This is a genomic window from Pseudomonas sp. GW821-FHT03E01, assembly GCF_059420765.1.
Genome location: NZ_JBWKUI010000006.1, coordinates 277,646 through 296,017, shown reverse-complemented (window position 1 = coordinate 296,017; position 18,372 = coordinate 277,646). Strand labels below are relative to the sequence as shown.

Below are 18,372 nucleotides of genomic sequence, written 5' to 3'. Positions count from 1 at the left end.
TCGCTATGTATGACCCATTTTCAGAGGTTGGTTGTTGTGTAGTTATGGCTAATCCATCGATCACCCGTAAGCCTGAATGGCTAAACAAATCCCGCATGGCTGAAAGCCTGGGTATCACCACGCAGGCCTTCGATAAATGGGGGGTCGTGGCGATTGCCAAGATCGGTCGCGAGTCCTTTTATGACGTCCGGTCAGTGGTCGATAATCGCCTTCAACACCAAACCGGAAAGCAACAACCTGGCTCTGAAGAAGTCGATCCGCTCATTGGTTACAAGATCGATTGCGAGCGACTGCGATTGACCCGAGAGCAGGCCGACGCCCAGGCACGCAAAAACAAGGTCGGCGACAAGGAGCTTGTCCCGGTCGGATTCATGATCTTTGCATTGTCCAGCCTGTCGGCGCAGTTGGCCTCAACCCTGAACACCATCCCCAAGAGCGTAAAGCGTAAGCACCCCGATATCGCCGTGCGTCACCTTGATGCGGTCGAGAACGAGATTGCCGTTACGCGTAACGCTGCTGTCGGGTTGGCTGACCGCATACCGGAGCTTTTGGATGAGTACATCGCCTCCTTGGATGAGGCCACTGGTTGACGCTGTCCGGCGCGGGCTGAAAAGCCTTCACAAAGATGCCCCCATGACGGCGGTCGAGTGGGCAGACGAATATTTCTACATGTCGTCGGAGTCCTCCTACGGGGAGGGCAAGTGGACGACCGAGGCTTTTCAGGTGCCCTTGCTTAACGCCATGGGCAACGACCTGATCGAAGAGCTGAACCTGCTGAAGTCGGCGCGGGTTGGCTACACCAAGATGCTGGTAGCGAACATCGCCTACAAGATCGAGCACAAGAAACGCAGCGTCTGCATGTGGAGTCCGACCGACGACGACGCCAAAGACATCATGAAAAAGCACGTCGATCCGATGATTCGCGACGTGCCGGTGATCAAGGCTCTGGCGCCTTGGTGCGGAAAGAAACACGGCGACAACACCCAAGAATCCAAGGTATTCGAAAACCGCAAGGTGCTGTGGTGGCTGGGTGGTACAGCCGGCGGTAACTACCGGGAGAAAAGCCCGGATGAAGTCGGCTATGACGAGCTGTCGAACTTTGATGAGGATATCGACGGCGAGGGGTCGCCGACCTTCCTGGGTGATAAGCGCCTGGAAGGGGCGACCTACCCCAAGTCAATTCGCGGTTCCACGCCCAAGCTTGCTGGAACCTGCCAGATCACCCGGGCGGCCGAGGAATCGGCCTACCTGATGCGCTTTCACATCCGCTGCCCGCACTGCCGCACGGAACAGACGCTGAAGTGGGGCGGGCCGGATGAGCCGTATGGCATCAAGTGGCTGAAGGATGAGCGCGGCGAAGTCGTCAAGGCTTGGTATTTGTGCGAGTCCGGTCACGGCTGCACGTTCGAACATCACGAGATGATCGAGGCGTCACGTTCGGGCCGTTACATCTGCGAGAAAACCGGCATCTGGACGCGCGACAGCATGGAGTGGTTCGAGGCGGATAACGCGCCGATGCGCACGCCGCGCCGTCTCACGTTCCATATCTGGACGGTGTATTCGACCTTCACCACGTGGGTAAAGATCGCCGACGAGCGGGTCAAGGCCGGTAAGGATCGGGGCAAGATCAAGACGTTTACCAACACCACGTTGGGCGAGACATGGGAAGAAGACCAGACCGAGAAAGTCGACTGGGAGCTGCTGCACGCTCGGCGTGAGGTTTACGCCGCCCAGGTGCCGCCGCGCGTTGTCGCGCTGACTGGCTCGATCGACACCCAAGACGACCGATACGAGCTGCGTGTATGGGGTTGGGGGGCTGGCGAAGAGGCGTGGTTGATCGACCGCAAGATTCTGTACGGCGACCCTGACAGCGCGGTTCTCAAGCGCAAAGTCGGGCGCGAGCTGCACCGCATGTACACCCGTGCAGACGGCGCAAAAATGCGGGTAGAGCGTTGGTGCTGGGACTCCGGCGGCCACCACTCGGACGCTGTGCGGGCCGAAAGCCGCAAGCATGGCGTTCATTGGGTGATCCCGATTTTCGGGGCAAGCACCTACGGCAAGCCGATTGCGAGCTTCCCGCGTCGCAAGGAAAAGAAGTCCAAAACCTACCTGACGGAAATTGGTACCGACAACGCCAAAGAGGTGATCTACAACCGCCTCAAGCTACAGCCGGACGGCCATCGTCCGGTGCCGGGTCTGGTGCATTTCCCTGCCGACGACCAGATCTGCGACGGCGACGAGCTGAAGCAGCTCACCAGTGAAACCAAGAAATGGATCATGGCCCGAGGGCGCCGCGTGCTTCGCTGGGATGCCAGCAAGAAGCGCAACGAGGCGCTCGACTGCTTTGTGTACGCCTTGGCGGCGCTGCGCATCAGTCAGGAGAAATTCGGCCTCGATCTGGAGTATCTGGCTCGGCAGAACTCGGCAGCGAGTGATGAGGGCGAGCTGGACGAACCAGACGAGCAGGACGAGCCAGACGAATCGATCGACCTTGACGAGCCACAAGCACCGGCCCCCGCGCCGGAGCCTGAGCCAGCCCCGGCCCCGATCCAATCTCAACCAGACCACCAGCCTGCCGCCGGCGGCTGGATTGATACAGGAGCGAGCGCATGGCTGCGTTAACACCTCAGGAAATGCTTGATAAGTACCTGCAAGCCGAGGCGGACGTGCTGGCCGGCAAGGACGTGCAGTTCAACGGCCGGCGTGTCGTCATGGCGGATCTGCCGCAAATCAGACAGGGCAGGGTGGAATGGGAGCGCCGCGTGGCCCAGGCACAGCGCGGAGGCCGCCCGGCGTATTCCCTGGCGTCGTTTTAATGAACCTGCTGGATAAGGCCCTTGCGCCGCTGTTCCCGGGTTTTGTCGCTGAGCGGTTGCGTGCGCGTAACGTGATCATGGCGTTTGAAGCCGCCACGGTGACCCGCACGCACAGGGCCAAGAAGCAAACCAAAAGCGCTGATGCCTCACTGAACAAAACGCTGAAATCGTTGCGTGAGCAGTGCCGCAAGCTGGACGAAGACCACGACATTGTCACGGGGCTGTTTGATCGTCTGGAAGAACGGGTGGTGGGTGGTCCGGGTATTGCGGTGGAGCCGATTCCGCTGGGGTATGACGGCACGATCAACGTGGCGTTTGCCGCGCAGATCAAGGCGCTATGGGGGGAATGGTCGCTCAAGCCTGAAGCGTCCGGGGAGTTGAGCCGGCCGCAGATGGAGCGACTGGTGTGCCGCACCTGGCTGCGTGACGGCGAGGCGTTGGCGCAGATGCTGATGGGCAAGGTGCCCGGCTACGACCATCTGCACGGTGTGCCGTTTGCGCTGGAGCTGCTGGAGCCGGACTACCTGCCCATTGAATACACCGATCTGTCCAAGGGCATCGTCCAGGGCATCGAGCGCAATGCGTGGCGGCGCAAGCGCGCTTACCACCTGCTCAAGTCCCACCCGGGGGATCAGCGCGGGGTTCTCGCACAGAACACCAAGCGCGTGCCGGCCGAGCAGATGATTCACATCGCGCATCGTAAACGCATTGGTCAGAACCGTGGCCAGCCGTTGCTGCACGCGGTGTTGATCCGCTTGGCGGACATCAAGGATTACGAGGAAAGCGAGCGGGTCGCCGCGCGGATCAGTGCCGCGTTGGCCATGTACATCAAGAAGGGGCTTCCTGACGATTACATTCCGCCGGCAGAAGGTCAGGTGCGCGCAGAGCGAACCTTCCCCATCGCGCCGGGCATCGTGATCGACACGCTGCTGCCCGGCGAAGACGTCGGGATGATCGAAAGCAACCGCCCGAACCCGTTCCTTGAAGGGTTCCGCAATGGCCAGCTCAAGGCGGTCGCGGCGGGTACGCGCGGCACCTATTCCAGTGTCGCGCGCAGCTATGACGGCACCTACTCGGCGCAGCGTCAGGAGCTGGTCGAAGGCCAGTTGGGCTATGACCTGCTGCAACACGAATTCATCGACTACTGGTGTCGTCCGGTTTATCGCCAATGGCTGCAACTGGCGATTATGAGCGGCCAACTGGTCGTGCCGGTCGACGTCGATCCGCGAACGATCTACGGCGCGTTCTATCAAGGCCCGGTAATGCCCTGGATCAATCCGGTGCATGAGGCCACGGCGTGGAAACTTCTGGTTGAGGCCGGCTTTGCAGACGAGGCCGAGGTGGCCCGATCGCGGCAGCGCAACCCTTCAGAACTCAAGGCGTCGCGCAAGGCGGAAATCGCCGCGAACCGCGAGAGCGGGCTGGTGTTCAGCTCGGACTTTTACCACCAAATCTACGGGAAGAATCAGCCCAATGACGATGCAAAGCAAAGAGCCGCTGATGCGGCCACGGGGAGCGACCCCGTCGAAGGATGAGCCGGGCGCAGGGCAGAGCTGGTATCAGCTCCGCGCTGCTGCGCGTGGCGTGGTTGACCTGATGCTGTACGGCGATATCGGCGCCTGGGGTATCTCGGCCAACCAGTTTGCCCGCGATCTGAAAGCCCTCGGTGACGTGTCACAGATCAATCTGCACGTTCATTCCCCCGGCGGGGACGTGTTCGAAGGCATGGCCATGTACAACCTGCTCAAAAACCATCCGGCGTATGTGGAAGGGACGGTGGATGGTCTGGCCGCTTCCATGGGCAGTGTGGTGCTGATGGCGGCCGACAAGATCCGAATCCCGGCCAACGCCATGGTCATGGTGCATAAGCCGTGGGGGATTCAGGGCGGTGATGCCGACGAAATGCGCCGCTATGCCGACTTGCTCGACAAGGTCGAGGACTCACTGGTGGCGGCCTACACCAGCAAGACCGGCAAGTCTGCCGACGAGGTCAAGGCCTTGCTCGCTGCTGAAACCTGGATGACCGGCGCCGAGGCGGTCGAGCTGGGTTTCGCTGACGAGCTGGTCGAGTCGATGGACACCTTCGCCAAACTCAATTCACAACGCATGCAGGACTTCCAGAAAATGCCCGAATCTTTAAAAAACCTGTTCGATCCGCGCGGCTCGACGACTCCACCGGCTCCGATCGTACCGGCGCCAAACGCTCCGGCCCCGACTGCACTGACACCTGAGCAAATCATGGCGCAGGGCGTGGCGGCCGAGGCGTCTCGCCGTACCGCGATCAGCGCGGCTTTTGCCCCGTTTGCGGCGCATCAAGCGCTGCGTGACACCTGCCTGAATGACATTGCCTGCACCGTGGAGGGCGCTAACGCCAAGCTGCTGGCCGCGATCGGCGCAGCAACCACCCCGACCACCAGCGCGCGGCACCCGGGGCATGTCGGCAACGGCAATCTGGTGGGGGATTCGGTGCAGGCGTCGTTGTTGGGCCGCCTCGGCATCGAAGACAACCAAGCGGACAACGCTTACAACCACATGACCCTGCGCGAGCTGGCCCGTGCGTCCCTGGCCGATCGCGGCATTGGTGTGGCGACCCTGCGTCCAATGGACATGGTCGGTCTGGCGTTTACCCATGATGCCAGTGACTTCGGCAATATCCTGCTGGATGCTTCGCATCGCTCGCTGTTGGCGGGTTGGGAAGACGCCGAAGAAACCTACCACCTGTGGACGCGCCAAGGCCGTTTGAGCGACTTCAAGGTGGCCAACCGCGTCGGCTTGGGTTCGATGTCGACCCTGCGCGAAGTTCGCCCAGGTGCTGAATACAAGTACATCACCCTCGGCGATACCGGCGAGACGATCCGTCTGGCCACCTACGGCGAGATTTTCAGCATCAACCGTCAGGCCATCATCAATGACGACCTCGACGCCCTGAGCGCAATTCCGCGTCTGATGGGGGCCGCGGCTCGCGCAACGATCGGTGATCTGGTGTATGACACCCTGATCAACAACGGCAAGATGAAGGACGGCAAACCGCTGTTCGACGCCTCGCGCAAAAACCTGTTCACTGGTGCCGGGTCGGCGCTGTCGATCGCGGCCATGAGCGCGGCAAAAACCGCCATGGCGTTGCAGAAGGGCAAGCCGGCCAAGGAGGGCGAGAAAACCCGCACGTTGAATGTGCGCCCTGCATTCCTGTTGTGCCCGGTCGCGCTGGAAGATCAGGCCAATCAGTTGATCCGCTCGACGTCGGTGCCGGCCGCGCAAGTCAACGCCGGCGTAGTGAACCCAATCCAGAACTTTGCCCAGGTGATCGGCGAGCCGCGTCTTGACGACAATTCGTCGTCGGCCTGGTATCTGGCCGCGAAGCAAGGTAGCGACACGATCGAGGTCGCCTATCTGGATGGCGTTGATACGCCGTACATCGACCAGATGGAAGGCTTCACCAGCGACGGTATCGCGACCAAGGTTCGTATCGACGCCGGAGTGTCCGCGCTCGATGCGCGCGGCTTGAACAAGTCCAACGGCGCTTAACGCGTCACCCACCCCCAAACCCCCGCCCAGTGCGGGGTTTGTTGTTTCTGGACAGGAGAAAACTGGCTATGACCACGAACTATGTAAGCACCGGCGAAACCGTCACGCTGCCGGCACCCACCGGCGGATCTGTCGCTGGCGTCCCGCAGGTGATCAACGATCTGGCGGTGATGCCGATGGGCACCGGCTCCAAGGGCACGATCATCGTTTACCGCACTGGTGGCGTCTGGAATGTCCCGGCAGATGCCGCGCTGAAAGCTGGCATGAACGCCAGCGTCAAGGCCGGCGCGCTGGTGCCGGCCGGAACCGCTGATTCGGTCCCCTACGGCAAGATGCAGTCTGATTCGGTCGGCGGTTTGGCCGACGTGTTGATTGTTCAGTAATGCCGTTCGATCGGTTTCGGGCCTTGGCTGATCGCACTGACGCGTTGCTGGTGGCGCGTCTGGGCGACAAGGCGACTCTTGACGATGGCCGCACGGTCTACGGCGACTTCACGTCGCCTTTTGTCGGCGCCGAGATTGGCGGCGGCAAGGCAGGATCTGCGCGCTTGGGGGCGGCCATCAACGCCGATGCGGTGCTTGAGCCGAATCTGAATGCGCGGACGGTCGACGTGCAGGGCGTCAAAAAGGGCGACTTTCTTACCATCGACTTGCCGGCCCATTTGGGCGGTGGCCGCTACAAGGTCAGCCGCTTGAAGCCTGACGGTACGGGCATGGTCGATCTGGTGTTGAGTGTGGGCAATGAGCGAACTGACGACATTACATGAGGCCATCACACGCACGATCAGCGCGGCCATGCCGAGGTTCCTGCACGTCGAGCAATTCCCCGAGCTGGGTTCTGAAGTGCAGACGCCGGCACTGCTGTACGGGCTGACGGACATGACCCTTGGCACCGATCGCGGTGAAGGGAAAACGGCCCTGATCGGCCGTTTTCAGTCGTGCATTCTGGTCGATGCGACGCGCAAAAAGGCGTCGCTACAGGCGGCCATTCTGGCGTCTCAGATGGTCGCGATTCTGAATTACCAGATGTGGGATCTGGATTTTGTCACCGGCCCGCCGGAGAACATCCACGCCCAGCCCGAGGCGCCGACGCAAGACCTTGAACAGTTCGTCATGTGGTCGGTGCAGTGGACGCAAAACTTCGAAGTCGGAGAGCTTGAGTGGCCGTGGCCGGACGAGCCGCCGGGATCGCTGATGTTTGGCCTCAGTGGCGATTCGGAAGGCGAGTTTTTCCCGCCGGAGACGCCGCCATGAGTTTCGCCCTGGGTGAGCATGACCGCATGATCGCGGCCATGCTGATGCCGTGCGTGGTAGTGGGGGTGGATCTGGCGGCGGGGGCTGTGCGGGTGTCGAATGGCGAGTGGACAAGTGCCTGGGTGCGCTGGCACAGCCTCGCGGCTGGTAAGGCGCGGCACTGGCGATCGCCGAGCCTGAGCGAGCAGGGGGTGCTGTTCAACCCCAGCGGTCAGGCTGGTATGGGCACCTTCATTCCGGGGCTGTACGGCAACGCCGGCGCCCAGCCGGACAATCGCGACCACGTCGAGGTCTGGCGTTTTGATGATGGTGGTTCGCTGGTCTACGACTGGCAGGCCAAGAGTTACACCATCACCCTGCCGACCGGCACGGTGACGATCAAGGTAGGTAGTACGGAGGTCGTCGTTACGGATAACGCGGTGACGGTGAAGTCTGGAACGATCGACCTTGAGGGGGCTGTGAACATCAAAGGCCCGTTACGCGTAACAGGCAACATCGACGGGGCTGCGAACATCATGGCCGCCGGCAAGAGCGACAACCACCACACGCATTAATCAATCATTCATCCGGCCCGCCAAAGTGCGGGCTTTTTTGTGCCCGGAGGAAACCCATGGCCAAGGCCGCTGCAACACCTGTCGACGATCAAGCGCCGGCGGCGGATCTGCTGCTGAAGTTCCGCGACACACTCTTTACCTCGCGCACCCTGTGCATCCCCGGAACGGAGCGCACGCTGGCGGTGGCCAAGGCCGTTGTCGAGGTCTCGGCGTCCGATGAGCAGGCTGTCAGCTACCTGAAAACTCATCCCGAACTTGAAGCCCTGGAGTGACGTAGATGATCGGAATGGATCGCCACACCGGCCAGCCCATTTCCGGCATCGCGCATGTGCTTCAGGCCATCCAGGACATTCTCGGCACGCCGCTGGGTAGTCGTCGGGAGCGCCCGGACTACGGTAGCAAGCTGCGCACCTACGTGGATTTGCCGGTAAACGCCGGCTGGAAAAGCTCGGTGCAGGCTGAGGCGGCGCGCGCGATCGGCATGTGGGAGCCGCGCGTGAGGCTGAAGAGTGTCCGCGTGGTGGCCGTGCTGGGCGGGAAAATTAATTTGGTTGTTGCCGGCGAGTACCTGGGCGACAGCTTTGTGGTCGAGGTGAGCGCATGAGTATCTTGGATCTGTCAGCGCTGCCGGCACCGGACGTGCTGGAACCGCTGGAGTATGAGCTGACCTATGACGACTGCCTGAGCATCTTTCGCGGGCACATGGGCGACAACTGGACGGCTAGCCTGGAGTCCGATCCGGTGGTCAAGCTGCTGGAGGTCGGGGCCTATATCAAGCTCGGCAACCGTGCCCGGGTCAACGACGCGGCCAAGGCGCAACTGTTGGCCTATGCGACCGGGAGTGACCTCGATCAGCTTGGGGCCAACGTCAATCTGCCGCGCCTGGTGATTCAGGCCGAGGATCTGACGGCTGTGCCGCCAGTGCCTGAGGTCATGGAAGAACACGACCCCTACCGCGAGCGCATTCAGTTGGCCTATGAGGGGCTGACCACGGCCGGGCCGCGTAACAGCTACATCCTGCACACCCGCAACGCCTCGGGGATGGTGGCCGACGCCACCGCCGAAAGTCCGGCGCCGTGCAACGTTACGGTAACGGTGCTGAGTACCGAGGGTAAGGGTGAGGCCAGCGCCGAGCTGCTGGCCATCGTCGCGGAGGCATTGGACGACGAAGACACCCGCCCGCTCGGTGATCGGGTCAAGGTACAAAGTGCGGAAATCCTCGACTACCGCATTGACGCGATTCTGCACATGAGCAGCGCCGGCCCGGAAGGGGATGCCAGTCTGGCGGAAGCCACCCGGCGCCTCGCAGCGTGGATCAATCCGCGCAAACGGCTGGGGGTCGAGGTGTCGCGGTCGGCCGTGGACGCCCAGTTGCACATTGCCGGCGTTTCGCGGGTCGAGCTGACCGGATGGGCTGATCTGGCACCGACCAAGTCGCAGGCGGCTTATTGCACGGGTTACAGCGTGGCGATGGCGGGGGCGACATGAGAAGCCTGCTGCCGAGCAATAGCACGCCACTGGAGCGGGCAATTGAGGCGGCTTTCTATGAACGCACCATTGTCCCGCTGCGCACGCTGTACAACCCCGACACCTGTCCGGTGCATCTGCTGCCGCATCTGGCGTGGGCATGGTCGGTTGACCGCTGGGATTACCGGTGGTCTGAGGCGACCAAGCGCGCCGCGATCAAGGCATCGTTCTACATCCACAAGCACAAGGGCACGATCGGCGCGCTGCGTCGGGTGGTCGAGCCGCTGGGTTATCTGATCGAGATTGTCGAGTGGTTCAAGACCGTGCCCGAAGGCGTGCCGGGCACCTTCGCGCTGAAGGTCGGCGTGCTCGACACCGGGATCACCGAAGAAATGTATCAGGAGCTGGAGCGCCTGATCGACGATGCCAAACCCGTCACCCGGCACCTGACCGGGTTGGCGATCAGCCTGGAAACCCAAGGCGCTTTGAACATTGCGGTGTCCCTCTCCGAAGGCGACGTAATCGACGTTTACCCGCCGGTGATGCGTGACATCGAGGTCACGGGCCGCTTCGGTGTGGTCGGCCGCGAACACTCCATAGACACCCTGGACGTTTATTATGATTGATGCGAATTCGCAGTTTTTCGCGATCCTCACAAACGTGGGGATGGCCAAACAGGCGAACGCCGACGCGCTCGGCATTCCCTGGAAGATCACCGAAATGGGCGTGGGGGATGCCAACGGCACCGACCCGATCCCCAGCGCAACGCAAACCCAACTGATCAGCGAGTGGCGCCGCCGGCCGTTGAATCAGCTCAAGACTGACCCGGCCGACCCCAGGGTGCTGATCGCCGAGCAGATTATCCCGGCCGATGAAGGCGGGAAGTGGATTCGCGAAATAGGTCTGTACGACATCGACGGCGATCTGGTGGCTGTGGCCAACTGCGCACCGAGTTTCAAGCCGATCCTGTCGCAAGGATCGGGGCGCACGCAGATTGTGCGGATGAACTTCATTGTCACCAGTACCGGCAACATCACGCTTAAGATCGATCCGAGCGTGGTGTTAGCGACGCGTGACTACGTCGATCAAAAGGTGTTGGAGGAGCTGGGCAAGCAGGACTTTAAGCACTCGGTGCGGGTGGCGACTACGGTCAACATCGCGTTGGCGGGGCTTCAGACTATTGACGGGGTCACCCTGGTTGCCGGTGATCGCGTGTTGGTGAAAAACCAGTCCACAGCCAAGGACAACGGCCTGTATAGCGTGTCTGCGGCGGGTGTGTGGACGCGTAGCGCGGATGCCGATAGCAGTCTGGAAGTCACGCCCGGGTTGTTTGTGCATGTCGAGCGCGGCACAACCAACGGCGACAGCATTTGGCAGTTGGTGACGGATGCGCCGATTGTCCTGGGCGTGACGGATCTGCTGTTTGAAATGGCGGCCGGGCGCACTGGTGTCAATGCCGGAACGTACCGCAGTGTGACCGTGGACAAATACGGTCGGGTGGTGGGCGGGACCAACCCGACCACGCTGGCCGGTTATGGGATCACGGACGCCTTCACCAAAACCGAAACAATCGAATTGATTAACGGCGCGGGCCAAATCCCTTTAGTGGAGGTCAACACCTCCAAGTCCTTGGTGGCGGCCGAGTTGGGGCTTGTCTTGATTGATGCCAGCGCAGGGGCGTTGACGGTTGAGCTGCCCGACGCCAACTCGGCGCTGGGTGTTCGTGGTGTGGTGGTGCGGCGCGTCGACAACACCAGCAACCGGTTGATGATCAAGGCCGCCGGTAGCAATAAAATTAAGTTCCACACGCACTTGCGGGCCGAGGGTTATCAGTTTTTTGTCCTGATGGGGGCCGGGGATTATTGGCATTTGCGCAGTGATGGCAAGGGCAACTGGATACTGATTGCTCGCTTAGACGGTACGGCACTCGGTCGGCCCGTGTTTGAAACGACCACCGTATTGAATCCGGGTGGTCACGCTCCGTTGGGCAATGGCGTCTTGATTCGTGCCGATTGGCCATGGTTGTGGGACCACGCTCAACAGTCGGGAATGCTGACTACGGAAGCCGCTCGTGGGGGTATGGAGGGCGGTTGGACCTCGGGCGATGGCGCGACCACGTTCCGCTGTCCAGATGTGCGCGGTAAATTCTTCCGAAACCTTGACGAGTCTGCCGGGATCGATCCGGGCCGTGTGGCGGGCAGCTATCGGCTCGATGATTTCAAGAGTCACGCCCACTATTCAGCTTCCACAGGCTACGGCACGCAGGCGATGGGCGGCGGGAGCATCACCTATGCCACCCCGACTGGTGGCAGCACTGGCGCCGCTGGCGGCGCTGAGACGGTCCCGAAACACATCGCCTATCCGGGCCGAATTAAAGTGATCTGAGGTTCTAATGAATATCTATTTGTTCGACCCGCTCGGCATCCTGGCCGGGCCGTTTGAGTTGTCAGCGTTTCCAAAGGTCCCGGGATTTGGCCAGTATCTGCCGGGCAATGCCGTCCAGCTGGAAAAGCCTCTGAGCCAAGCCGAGGCTGGCCACGTATGGGCGCTGGTCGAGGGGAAGCCGCAACTATTGGCCGACTATCGCGGCATGGTTTACCACACGGACACCGGCGCCGAGGAAGAGCATTTCGAGCTTGGCGATCTGCCTGAAGGACTGACCGCCAAGCGCCGGCCAGGTCAGTTCTATGTGTGGGCTGGTGGGGATTGGGTTCTGGATGAGTCGGCGCAGATTGCAGCGGCGCAAGCGGGCGAGCGAGCATGGCGCAATGTACAGGTTGCCGCGACTGACTATCTGGTAATGCCGGATTATCCGATCACCGCTGAGCAGCGATCCGAGCTTTATGCCTACCGCCAGGCGTTGCGCGATTGGCCGGATGTGACGCAGTTCCCTGATCAGTCAGGCCGCCCCCAGCCCCCGGCATGGATTGCCAGCTTGGCCCAATAACGCCCCGCACTGACGGGGCGTTTTCTTTTCCGTTACGCGTAACACGAACACCCTCACAGCCTCGCTTATGCGGGGCTTTTTTCGTTTCTGGAGATTGACCCTTATGAGTGGTTTTTTTCACGGCGTCACGACCACGCTGATTGATACCGGTGTGCGCACTATCTCGCTGCCGTCGTCCGCGATCATCGGTCTGTGCGACACCTTTACCCCGGGCATCCTCGGCGGCGGCACGGCCAAAGCCGGCGAGCTGAAGCTGATCACCACCGAGCGCGAAGCGATTGCCGCGTTCGGCGCCGGTGCGGCGATTACCAAGGCCTGCCAGGCGATCTACGCCAAGGCCAAGGCGGTGATCGTCGCTGTCGGCGTGCCCAAGCTCGAGGACGCCGCGCTGCAAACCTCCGCCATCATTGGTGGCGTTCTTGCCGATGGTCAGCGTACCGGCCTTCAGGCGCTGCTGGACGGCAAGAGCAAGCACAACGCCCAGCCCAAGCTGCTGATCGCCCCGGGGCATTCGGCGACCCAAGCCGTGGCCACCGCCATGGATGCCCTGGCCGGCAAGTTGCGCGCGATGGCGATCATCGACGGGCCGAACACAACCGATGAGGCCGCCATGGCCTATGCCTTGAACTTCGGCAGCAAGCGGCTGTTTCTGGTCGATCCGGGTGTGCAGTTCTGGGACACGATCGAGAGCGCGACGATCGACGCGCCGGGTTCGGCGTGGACGGCGGGTCTGTTTGCCTGGACCGATGCCACTTACGGCTATTGGGCGTCGCCTTCGAACAAGGAGTTTGTCGGCATCACCGGCACGAGTCGCCCGGTCGAGTACCTGGACGGCGACGCCACCTGCCGAGCCAACCTGCTGAACAACGCCAATATCACCACGATCATTCGCGACGGCGGTTTCCGTCTGTGGGGCAACCGCACGCTGTCAAGCGATCCGAAATGGGCGTTCGTCACCCGTGTGCGCACCTGCGACATCCTCATGGATGCGATTCAGGCGGGCCACAAGTGGGCAGTCGACCGCTCGATCACTAAGACCTACGTCAAGGACGTGACCGAGGGTCTACAGGCGTTCATGCGCGACCAGAAGAACGCCGGCGCGGTCATCAACTTCGAAGTCTACCCGGACACCGAAATGAACACGGCCAGCCAGATCGAGCAGGGCAAGGTGTATTGGCGTATCCGCTTCACCGACGTGCCGCCGGCCGAAAACCCGAATTTCCTGATCGAGGTCACCAACGAGTGGCTGACCGAAGTGCTTGAAGCCTAAGGGGGCTAACCGATGATTCCTCAAGTTCTTAAGAACATGAACCTGTTTGTGGACGGCGTCAGTTTCTCCGGCGACGTGCCGACCCTGTCGCTGCCCAAGCTGACCCAAAAAGTCGAGGACTATCAGGGCGGCGGCATGTTCGCCCCGATCGAATTCGCCGTGGGAATGGAAAAGCTGGAGTCGGCGTTTACCACCAACGGCGTGCGCCGCGAGTCGCTGAAGTTCTTCGGTCTGGCTGACCAGACGGCGACCAGTCTGGTATTCCGTGGCGCCTTCGCAGACCTCAAGGGCCGCGTGGTGCCGGTGATTGTCACCCTGCGCGGTGGCGTGAAAGAGGTGGACATGGGCGACTGGAAGCCGTCCACCGTGGGTGAAATCAAGCATGGCGTGAAGATCACCTACTACAAGCTCGAAGTCGATGGGCGCCTGATGTACGAGATCGATCCGCTCAACATGATCATGGTTGTCGATGGCGTTGACCAATTGGCTGCTGAACGTTCGGCCCTCGGCCTGTAAGGACTTAGAAAATGACTCAAGCAAGTGCAAACAAAGTGGTGCCGTCGTGGCTGAAAGTGAGCGATGACAGCGTGATCGTCACCATGAAAGGCGCCGTCAATATCGGCGGGCTTCTGGTGGACAAGCTGACCATGCGCGCGCCGACGGTGCGCGATCAGCGCGCCGCCACTGCGACCGCAAACAACGATTACGAACAGATCGAAATCAACATGCTGTGCAGCCTGTTGACGGCGACCGAGGCGGAGATTGCGGCCCTCAGTGTGCGCAACTACAACCGCTTGCAGGCAGGCTATTTTCGCCTGGTCGAAGAGGACGAACTTTAACGCCGAGACCCAAAGGATCGCGGCCAAGCGCTTGGCGAGAGAGACCGGTTTCTCTGCCGCCGAGATTGAGGCCATGACCTTTGACCGGATGCTGTGGTGGCTCACGGATTGAGCCGCTTTCGACTCGACGACGAATAGGGCACGCACATGAGCAATAAACTCGCGCTCGGCTTGGTCATTGGCGGCGCCGTCAGCTCCACGGTGGGGGCGGCGTTCAAGGACGTCACCAGTCGCATCAAGAAGCTGGAGGACACCGGGAAAAAAGCCCGGGTGCTGGAAAAGACCATTGGCGACACCATGCGCCTGCGCGACGAATGGCTAAAGGCGCACAGGGCGGGCGAGAAGGGCGCCGATGCGCTGCGCAAGAAGCTGGAAGCCAATCTGGCCGCGCTGAAGAAACAGGGTGTCGAGGTTCGCAATCTGGGCAAGGCTTACACCCAGATGGGGAAAGCGGCGCGGGCCGCCGAGCTGAAGGCCAAGGGGCACATGCAGCTCGATGCCGGCAAGCAGCAGATGAAAAGCAGCATCGGGCAAGCCACGGCGGCCTCGGCCGCGATGATCATTCCGGCGAAGATCAGCGCGGACTATGGCGCGATCATTCGTGACATTGCGATCAAGGCCAACATTGCCAACACGCCCAAAGAGGCGGCGCTATCCAAGACGGTGATCGACACGTCACGCGACACCGGCATGGCGCGCAATCGGGTGGCCGAGGTGGTCAACGCCTTGGTGGGCGCCGGCATGGAGCTGGACAAGGCACTGTCGTATGCCCCGACGGCAGCCAAGTTCGCCGTGGGCCAAGGCTCGGATGGCGGCGAAACCGCCCGCATGATCAACGCCCTGGGGCAGAACGCCAAGATCACCGACCCCGAGGTGATGCAAAAGGCGCTGGAGGCGATCGCCTACCAAGGACAGGCGGGCAGCTTTGAGGCGGCCGACATGGCGCGCTGGTTCCCCGAGCTGCTGGCAGGCATGGGCAAGCTGGGCATTACCGGGATGGACTCGGTGACGCAACTGGGCGCGATGCTTCAGGTGCAGATGAAGACCGCCGGCGGTTCGGACGAAGCGGCCAACAACCTCAAGAACTGGATGGAGAAAATCGGTTCCGGTGACACCGTCGAGGCGTACAAGAAGGCCGGCATCGACTATCAAGGCTCGATGAATACCGGCCTGCAGAATGGCAAGTCCACCTTGGAATCCAGCTTTGCGTTGGCCCAAAAGTATATTGAGGCGACCGACCCGAAGAAGGCCGCCGAAATGGCGAAAGCCACGGCCGCGATCAGTAAGGAGTCTGATCCCGAGAAAGCCAAGGCCATGATCGCCGCCCTTGAATCGGCGCTGCGTACTGGCGACCTGTTCGCTGACATGCAGGTCAAGGGCGCCTTGACCGCGTACATGCAGAACAAGGATCTGTACGACAAGCTGAAAAAGGAGTCGGCCAGCGCGACCGGGATTCTGGACAAGAACCTGGCTGAGCGTCGGGAGTCCTCGGCGCAGAAACAGGCCGAGATGGTGCAAGGGCTCGATGAGTCCATGCGTGCCATTGGCGATGCCATGCGGCCCGTGACGGATGCGGTGGTGGACGGCATCACGTCCGTGGCTGGCGGGCTGGCCAAGCTGGCGGACGAATCGCCCCGGCTGGTGACGGGCATCGGTCTGGCCACTGCCGGCTTGATCGGTCTGTCGGCGGCGGTGAGCGGCTTCAAGATGGCCAAGGGGCTGATGAACATCGGCCGCGGCTCGCTGATAGGCAATCCGAACATTCCGCAAAAAGTGATCGTGACCAACCTACCGGCCGGTGGTGGCGTCGGTGATGGGCTGGACGTCGGCGACGTGGATGCCGGCGACGACAAGAAGGGCAGGAAAGGCAAGGGTGGCGGCAAGGGAGGCCGGGGTGGCGGCATGGGTCGCGGTGTCGGCAACGTTGTGAAGGGGGCGGCGGTAGTCGCTGTCGCTGACGCCGGGTTCAAGGCCTATGACACCTACCAGAACGCCGAGACGCAGGACGAGAAGGCCGTGGGTTACGGCGCGGCCGCCGGTGGTTTGGCCGGGTCGCTCTCCGGTGCAGCGGCGGGTGCGGCCCTCGGTACGCTGATCCTGCCGGTGATCGGTACGGCGATCGGCGGGCTGATCGGGGGTGTGATCGGCAACATGGGCGGCGACGCCCTGGGCGGCTACGTGGGCAAAGCGCTGTTCGGCGCGAACGATGCCACGAAGAAGATGCCCGACGCCGGTCCGCTGATGATGACCAACGCCGGCAAGGGCATTGCGCCGGTGATGGGCGACATCGCCAAATCGTTCACCAAGCCGCCGGGGTCGGCACCGCTGATGATGGCGCCGCCGGGTCAGTCGCCAGCACCGGCCGCGTCGGCGCAGATCGGCGATGCCGGGCGTTCGATGATGCTGCCGGAGGCCAGTGTCGACGCCAAGGCCGGGCCATTGGCCAAGCCAGCGCCGACCGCTACGCCGCCGGCCAACATCGAAGCCAGGGTGGACATTCAGGCGCCGTTTTCGTTGACCGTGCAGGGCGACGTACAGGACGCCAACGCGCTCTACAACAAGCTCAAGCCGATGCTCGATCAGCACTATCGCGATCTGGCCAAGGCGCAGGAAAGCCGCAAGTTGTTTGATGCGCCGCACGTTTAATCAGGGGGATTCATGGAAGCATTGGGGCAGTTGCAATCGGGGATGAAGTACTTGGCCACGGCCGGCGAGACGGGCCGGCGCAGCCTTGACGGAATGATGGCGCCGGTGAATGGCGCGATCGGAGAAATCACCGGCGCCGCGTCCGAGCTGGAGGGGTTGCCCTTTGTCGGGCCGGCGATCGGGGCCAAGCTTCAGCGCGTCATGCGTGGGGTCAATGCGGCACAGGCGCAGGTTGGCCGGGTGGTGGCTATGTACGGCACGGCCACCCGTGCGGCCGCACAGATTGACGAGCGCCTGGGCGTGCTGAAGGAACAGGCCGGCCGGGCTGCCACGGCCATCAACAAGATTGCCGGCAAGGCCAGCCCGGCGCTGGCCAACATCGTGCCCACCGGGGCCTTTGCCACGGATCAGACGCCGGCGCCGGAAGCGGTGAAGCCGTTCCCGCACCTGCTGATCATCCAGCCGCAAGACCCGAAGGCGCCGCAGTACACCTTCAACCTGGACACGGCCGCCTTTGACGAACTGCGCCGGTCAACCGAATTCCGCTGGGCCTCGCAGGAGCGCCTGTCGCGGCGTCCGGCGCAGCAGGCGGTGGGCATCGGCGACGAGAAAATCACCCTCAAGGGGGCGATCTTCCCGGGCTTCAAGGGCGGGCTAAAGCAGCTCGACACCCTGCGCGCACTCGGCGCCCAGCTTCAGCCGCTGACCCTGACCACGGGGTATGGCGACGTGCTGGGAACGTGGTGCCTGAAGAGCGTGGACGAGGAACAGAGTTCGCTGATGGCCGGCGGCATTCCGCGCAAGCAGGCCTTTACCTTGGAGTTTGTGCGCTATGGCGACGACATGCAGAACGTCTGACGGGGATCTGCTGGATACCATTTGTCACAACTTTTACGGGCACCTGAATGGCTGCGTCGAGGCGGTGCTGGATGTCAATCAGGGGCTGGCCGATGAGGAGCAGCCCTACCGTGCCGGCGTGGTGATCGTCCTGCCGGATCTGGCGCACCCGGTGGCCGAGGCAATCACCTTGTGGGACTGATCCCATCCGCAGGCGC

The 18,372-nt window shown here is 62.1% G+C and carries 21 protein-coding genes; all 21 read left to right on the top strand.

Annotation, left to right across the window (positions count from 1 at the left end):
- The first annotated feature begins 44 nt into the window (after window positions 1-44).
- The 21 genes from AC07VO_RS12860 (at window position 45) to AC07VO_RS12760 (ending at window position 18,356) form a co-directional block, all read left to right on the top strand.
- Window positions 45-590, top strand: coding sequence for a terminase small subunit (locus AC07VO_RS12860; protein WP_436275260.1), 546 nt, complete (start codon window positions 45-47; stop codon window positions 588-590).
- On the top strand, window positions 553-2,622 hold the full coding sequence (locus AC07VO_RS12855) for a phage terminase large subunit family protein (protein WP_495007542.1): 2,070 nt from the start codon (window positions 553-555) through the stop codon (window positions 2,620-2,622). Before AC07VO_RS12860 ends, AC07VO_RS12855 begins: the two co-directional genes overlap by 38 nt.
- A complete protein-coding gene (locus tag AC07VO_RS12850; protein WP_495007541.1) occupies window positions 2,610-2,816 on the top strand; it encodes a DUF6148 family protein in 207 nt (68 codons plus the stop codon). Before AC07VO_RS12855 ends, AC07VO_RS12850 begins: the two co-directional genes overlap by 13 nt.
- The gene (locus AC07VO_RS12845) at window positions 2,816-4,351 is read left to right on the top strand and encodes a phage portal protein (RefSeq protein ID WP_495007540.1); all 1,536 of its coding nucleotides are present in this window, start codon (window positions 2,816-2,818) and stop codon (window positions 4,349-4,351) included. Before AC07VO_RS12850 ends, AC07VO_RS12845 begins: the two co-directional genes overlap by 1 nt.
- A complete protein-coding gene (locus AC07VO_RS12840) occupies window positions 4,317-6,341 on the top strand; it encodes a ClpP-like prohead protease/major capsid protein fusion protein (protein ID WP_495007569.1) in 2,025 nt (674 codons plus the stop codon). Before AC07VO_RS12845 ends, AC07VO_RS12840 begins: the two co-directional genes overlap by 35 nt.
- Window positions 6,342-6,409: 68 nt before the next feature.
- On the top strand, window positions 6,410-6,724 hold the full coding sequence (locus tag AC07VO_RS12835) for a hypothetical protein (RefSeq protein ID WP_495007539.1): 315 nt from the start codon (window positions 6,410-6,412) through the stop codon (window positions 6,722-6,724).
- 23 nt (window positions 6,725-6,747) lie between these two features.
- Window positions 6,748-7,107 carry a head-tail joining protein gene (locus AC07VO_RS12830; RefSeq protein ID WP_495007538.1) on the top strand — a complete coding sequence of 120 codons (360 nt, stop codon included), beginning with the start codon at window positions 6,748-6,750 and terminating at the stop codon, window positions 7,105-7,107.
- Window positions 7,082-7,594, top strand: coding sequence for a hypothetical protein (locus AC07VO_RS12825; RefSeq protein WP_495007537.1), 513 nt, complete (start codon window positions 7,082-7,084; stop codon window positions 7,592-7,594). The genes AC07VO_RS12830 and AC07VO_RS12825 overlap by 26 nt, the downstream gene beginning before the upstream one ends.
- Window positions 7,591-8,148, top strand: coding sequence for a phage baseplate assembly protein V (locus tag AC07VO_RS12820; protein ID WP_495007536.1), 558 nt, complete (start codon window positions 7,591-7,593; stop codon window positions 8,146-8,148). The genes AC07VO_RS12825 and AC07VO_RS12820 overlap by 4 nt, the downstream gene beginning before the upstream one ends.
- Window positions 8,149-8,204: 56 nt before the next feature.
- Window positions 8,205-8,420 carry a hypothetical protein gene (locus AC07VO_RS12815; RefSeq protein WP_495007535.1) on the top strand — a complete coding sequence of 72 codons (216 nt, stop codon included), beginning with the start codon at window positions 8,205-8,207 and terminating at the stop codon, window positions 8,418-8,420.
- Between the two features lie 5 nt (window positions 8,421-8,425).
- Window positions 8,426-8,752 (top strand): GPW/gp25 family protein, encoded by a 327-nt coding sequence (locus AC07VO_RS12810; protein ID WP_436275270.1) that lies wholly within the window; start codon window positions 8,426-8,428, stop codon window positions 8,750-8,752.
- Window positions 8,749-9,636, top strand: coding sequence for a baseplate assembly protein (locus AC07VO_RS12805; protein WP_495007534.1), 888 nt, complete (start codon window positions 8,749-8,751; stop codon window positions 9,634-9,636). Before AC07VO_RS12810 ends, AC07VO_RS12805 begins: the two co-directional genes overlap by 4 nt.
- Entirely contained in the window at window positions 9,633-10,241 is a 609-nt protein-coding gene (locus tag AC07VO_RS12800) for a phage tail protein I (RefSeq protein ID WP_495007533.1), read from the top strand. Before AC07VO_RS12805 ends, AC07VO_RS12800 begins: the two co-directional genes overlap by 4 nt.
- Complete coding sequence (locus tag AC07VO_RS12795; RefSeq protein ID WP_495007532.1) at window positions 10,234-12,000, top strand: phage tail protein; 1,767 nt, start codon at window positions 10,234-10,236, stop codon at window positions 11,998-12,000. Before AC07VO_RS12800 ends, AC07VO_RS12795 begins: the two co-directional genes overlap by 8 nt.
- A 7-nt stretch (window positions 12,001-12,007) precedes the next feature.
- Window positions 12,008-12,562: a phage tail assembly chaperone gene (locus AC07VO_RS12790; RefSeq protein WP_495007531.1), complete on the top strand. Its 555-nt coding sequence runs from the start codon at window positions 12,008-12,010 to the stop codon at window positions 12,560-12,562.
- A 103-nt stretch (window positions 12,563-12,665) separates the two neighbouring features.
- The gene (locus AC07VO_RS12785) at window positions 12,666-13,832 is read left to right on the top strand and encodes a phage tail sheath subtilisin-like domain-containing protein (protein WP_495007530.1); all 1,167 of its coding nucleotides are present in this window, start codon (window positions 12,666-12,668) and stop codon (window positions 13,830-13,832) included.
- Window positions 13,833-13,844: 12 nt separating this feature from the next.
- Window positions 13,845-14,348: a phage major tail tube protein gene (locus AC07VO_RS12780; protein ID WP_495007529.1), complete on the top strand. Its 504-nt coding sequence runs from the start codon at window positions 13,845-13,847 to the stop codon at window positions 14,346-14,348.
- Window positions 14,349-14,359: 11 nt separating this feature from the next.
- Window positions 14,360-14,671, top strand: coding sequence for a phage tail assembly protein (locus tag AC07VO_RS12775; protein ID WP_436275276.1), 312 nt, complete (start codon window positions 14,360-14,362; stop codon window positions 14,669-14,671).
- Window positions 14,672-14,818: 147 nt separating this feature from the next.
- Window positions 14,819-17,317 (top strand): phage tail tape measure protein, encoded by a 2,499-nt coding sequence (locus AC07VO_RS12770; protein ID WP_495007528.1) that lies wholly within the window; start codon window positions 14,819-14,821, stop codon window positions 17,315-17,317.
- A 12-nt stretch (window positions 17,318-17,329) separates the two neighbouring features.
- Complete coding sequence (locus AC07VO_RS12765; protein ID WP_436275278.1) at window positions 17,330-18,175, top strand: phage tail protein; 846 nt, start codon at window positions 17,330-17,332, stop codon at window positions 18,173-18,175.
- Window positions 18,150-18,356, top strand: coding sequence for a tail protein X (locus AC07VO_RS12760; RefSeq protein ID WP_495007527.1), 207 nt, complete (start codon window positions 18,150-18,152; stop codon window positions 18,354-18,356). Before AC07VO_RS12765 ends, AC07VO_RS12760 begins: the two co-directional genes overlap by 26 nt.
- Window positions 18,357-18,372: the final 16 nt, after the last annotated feature.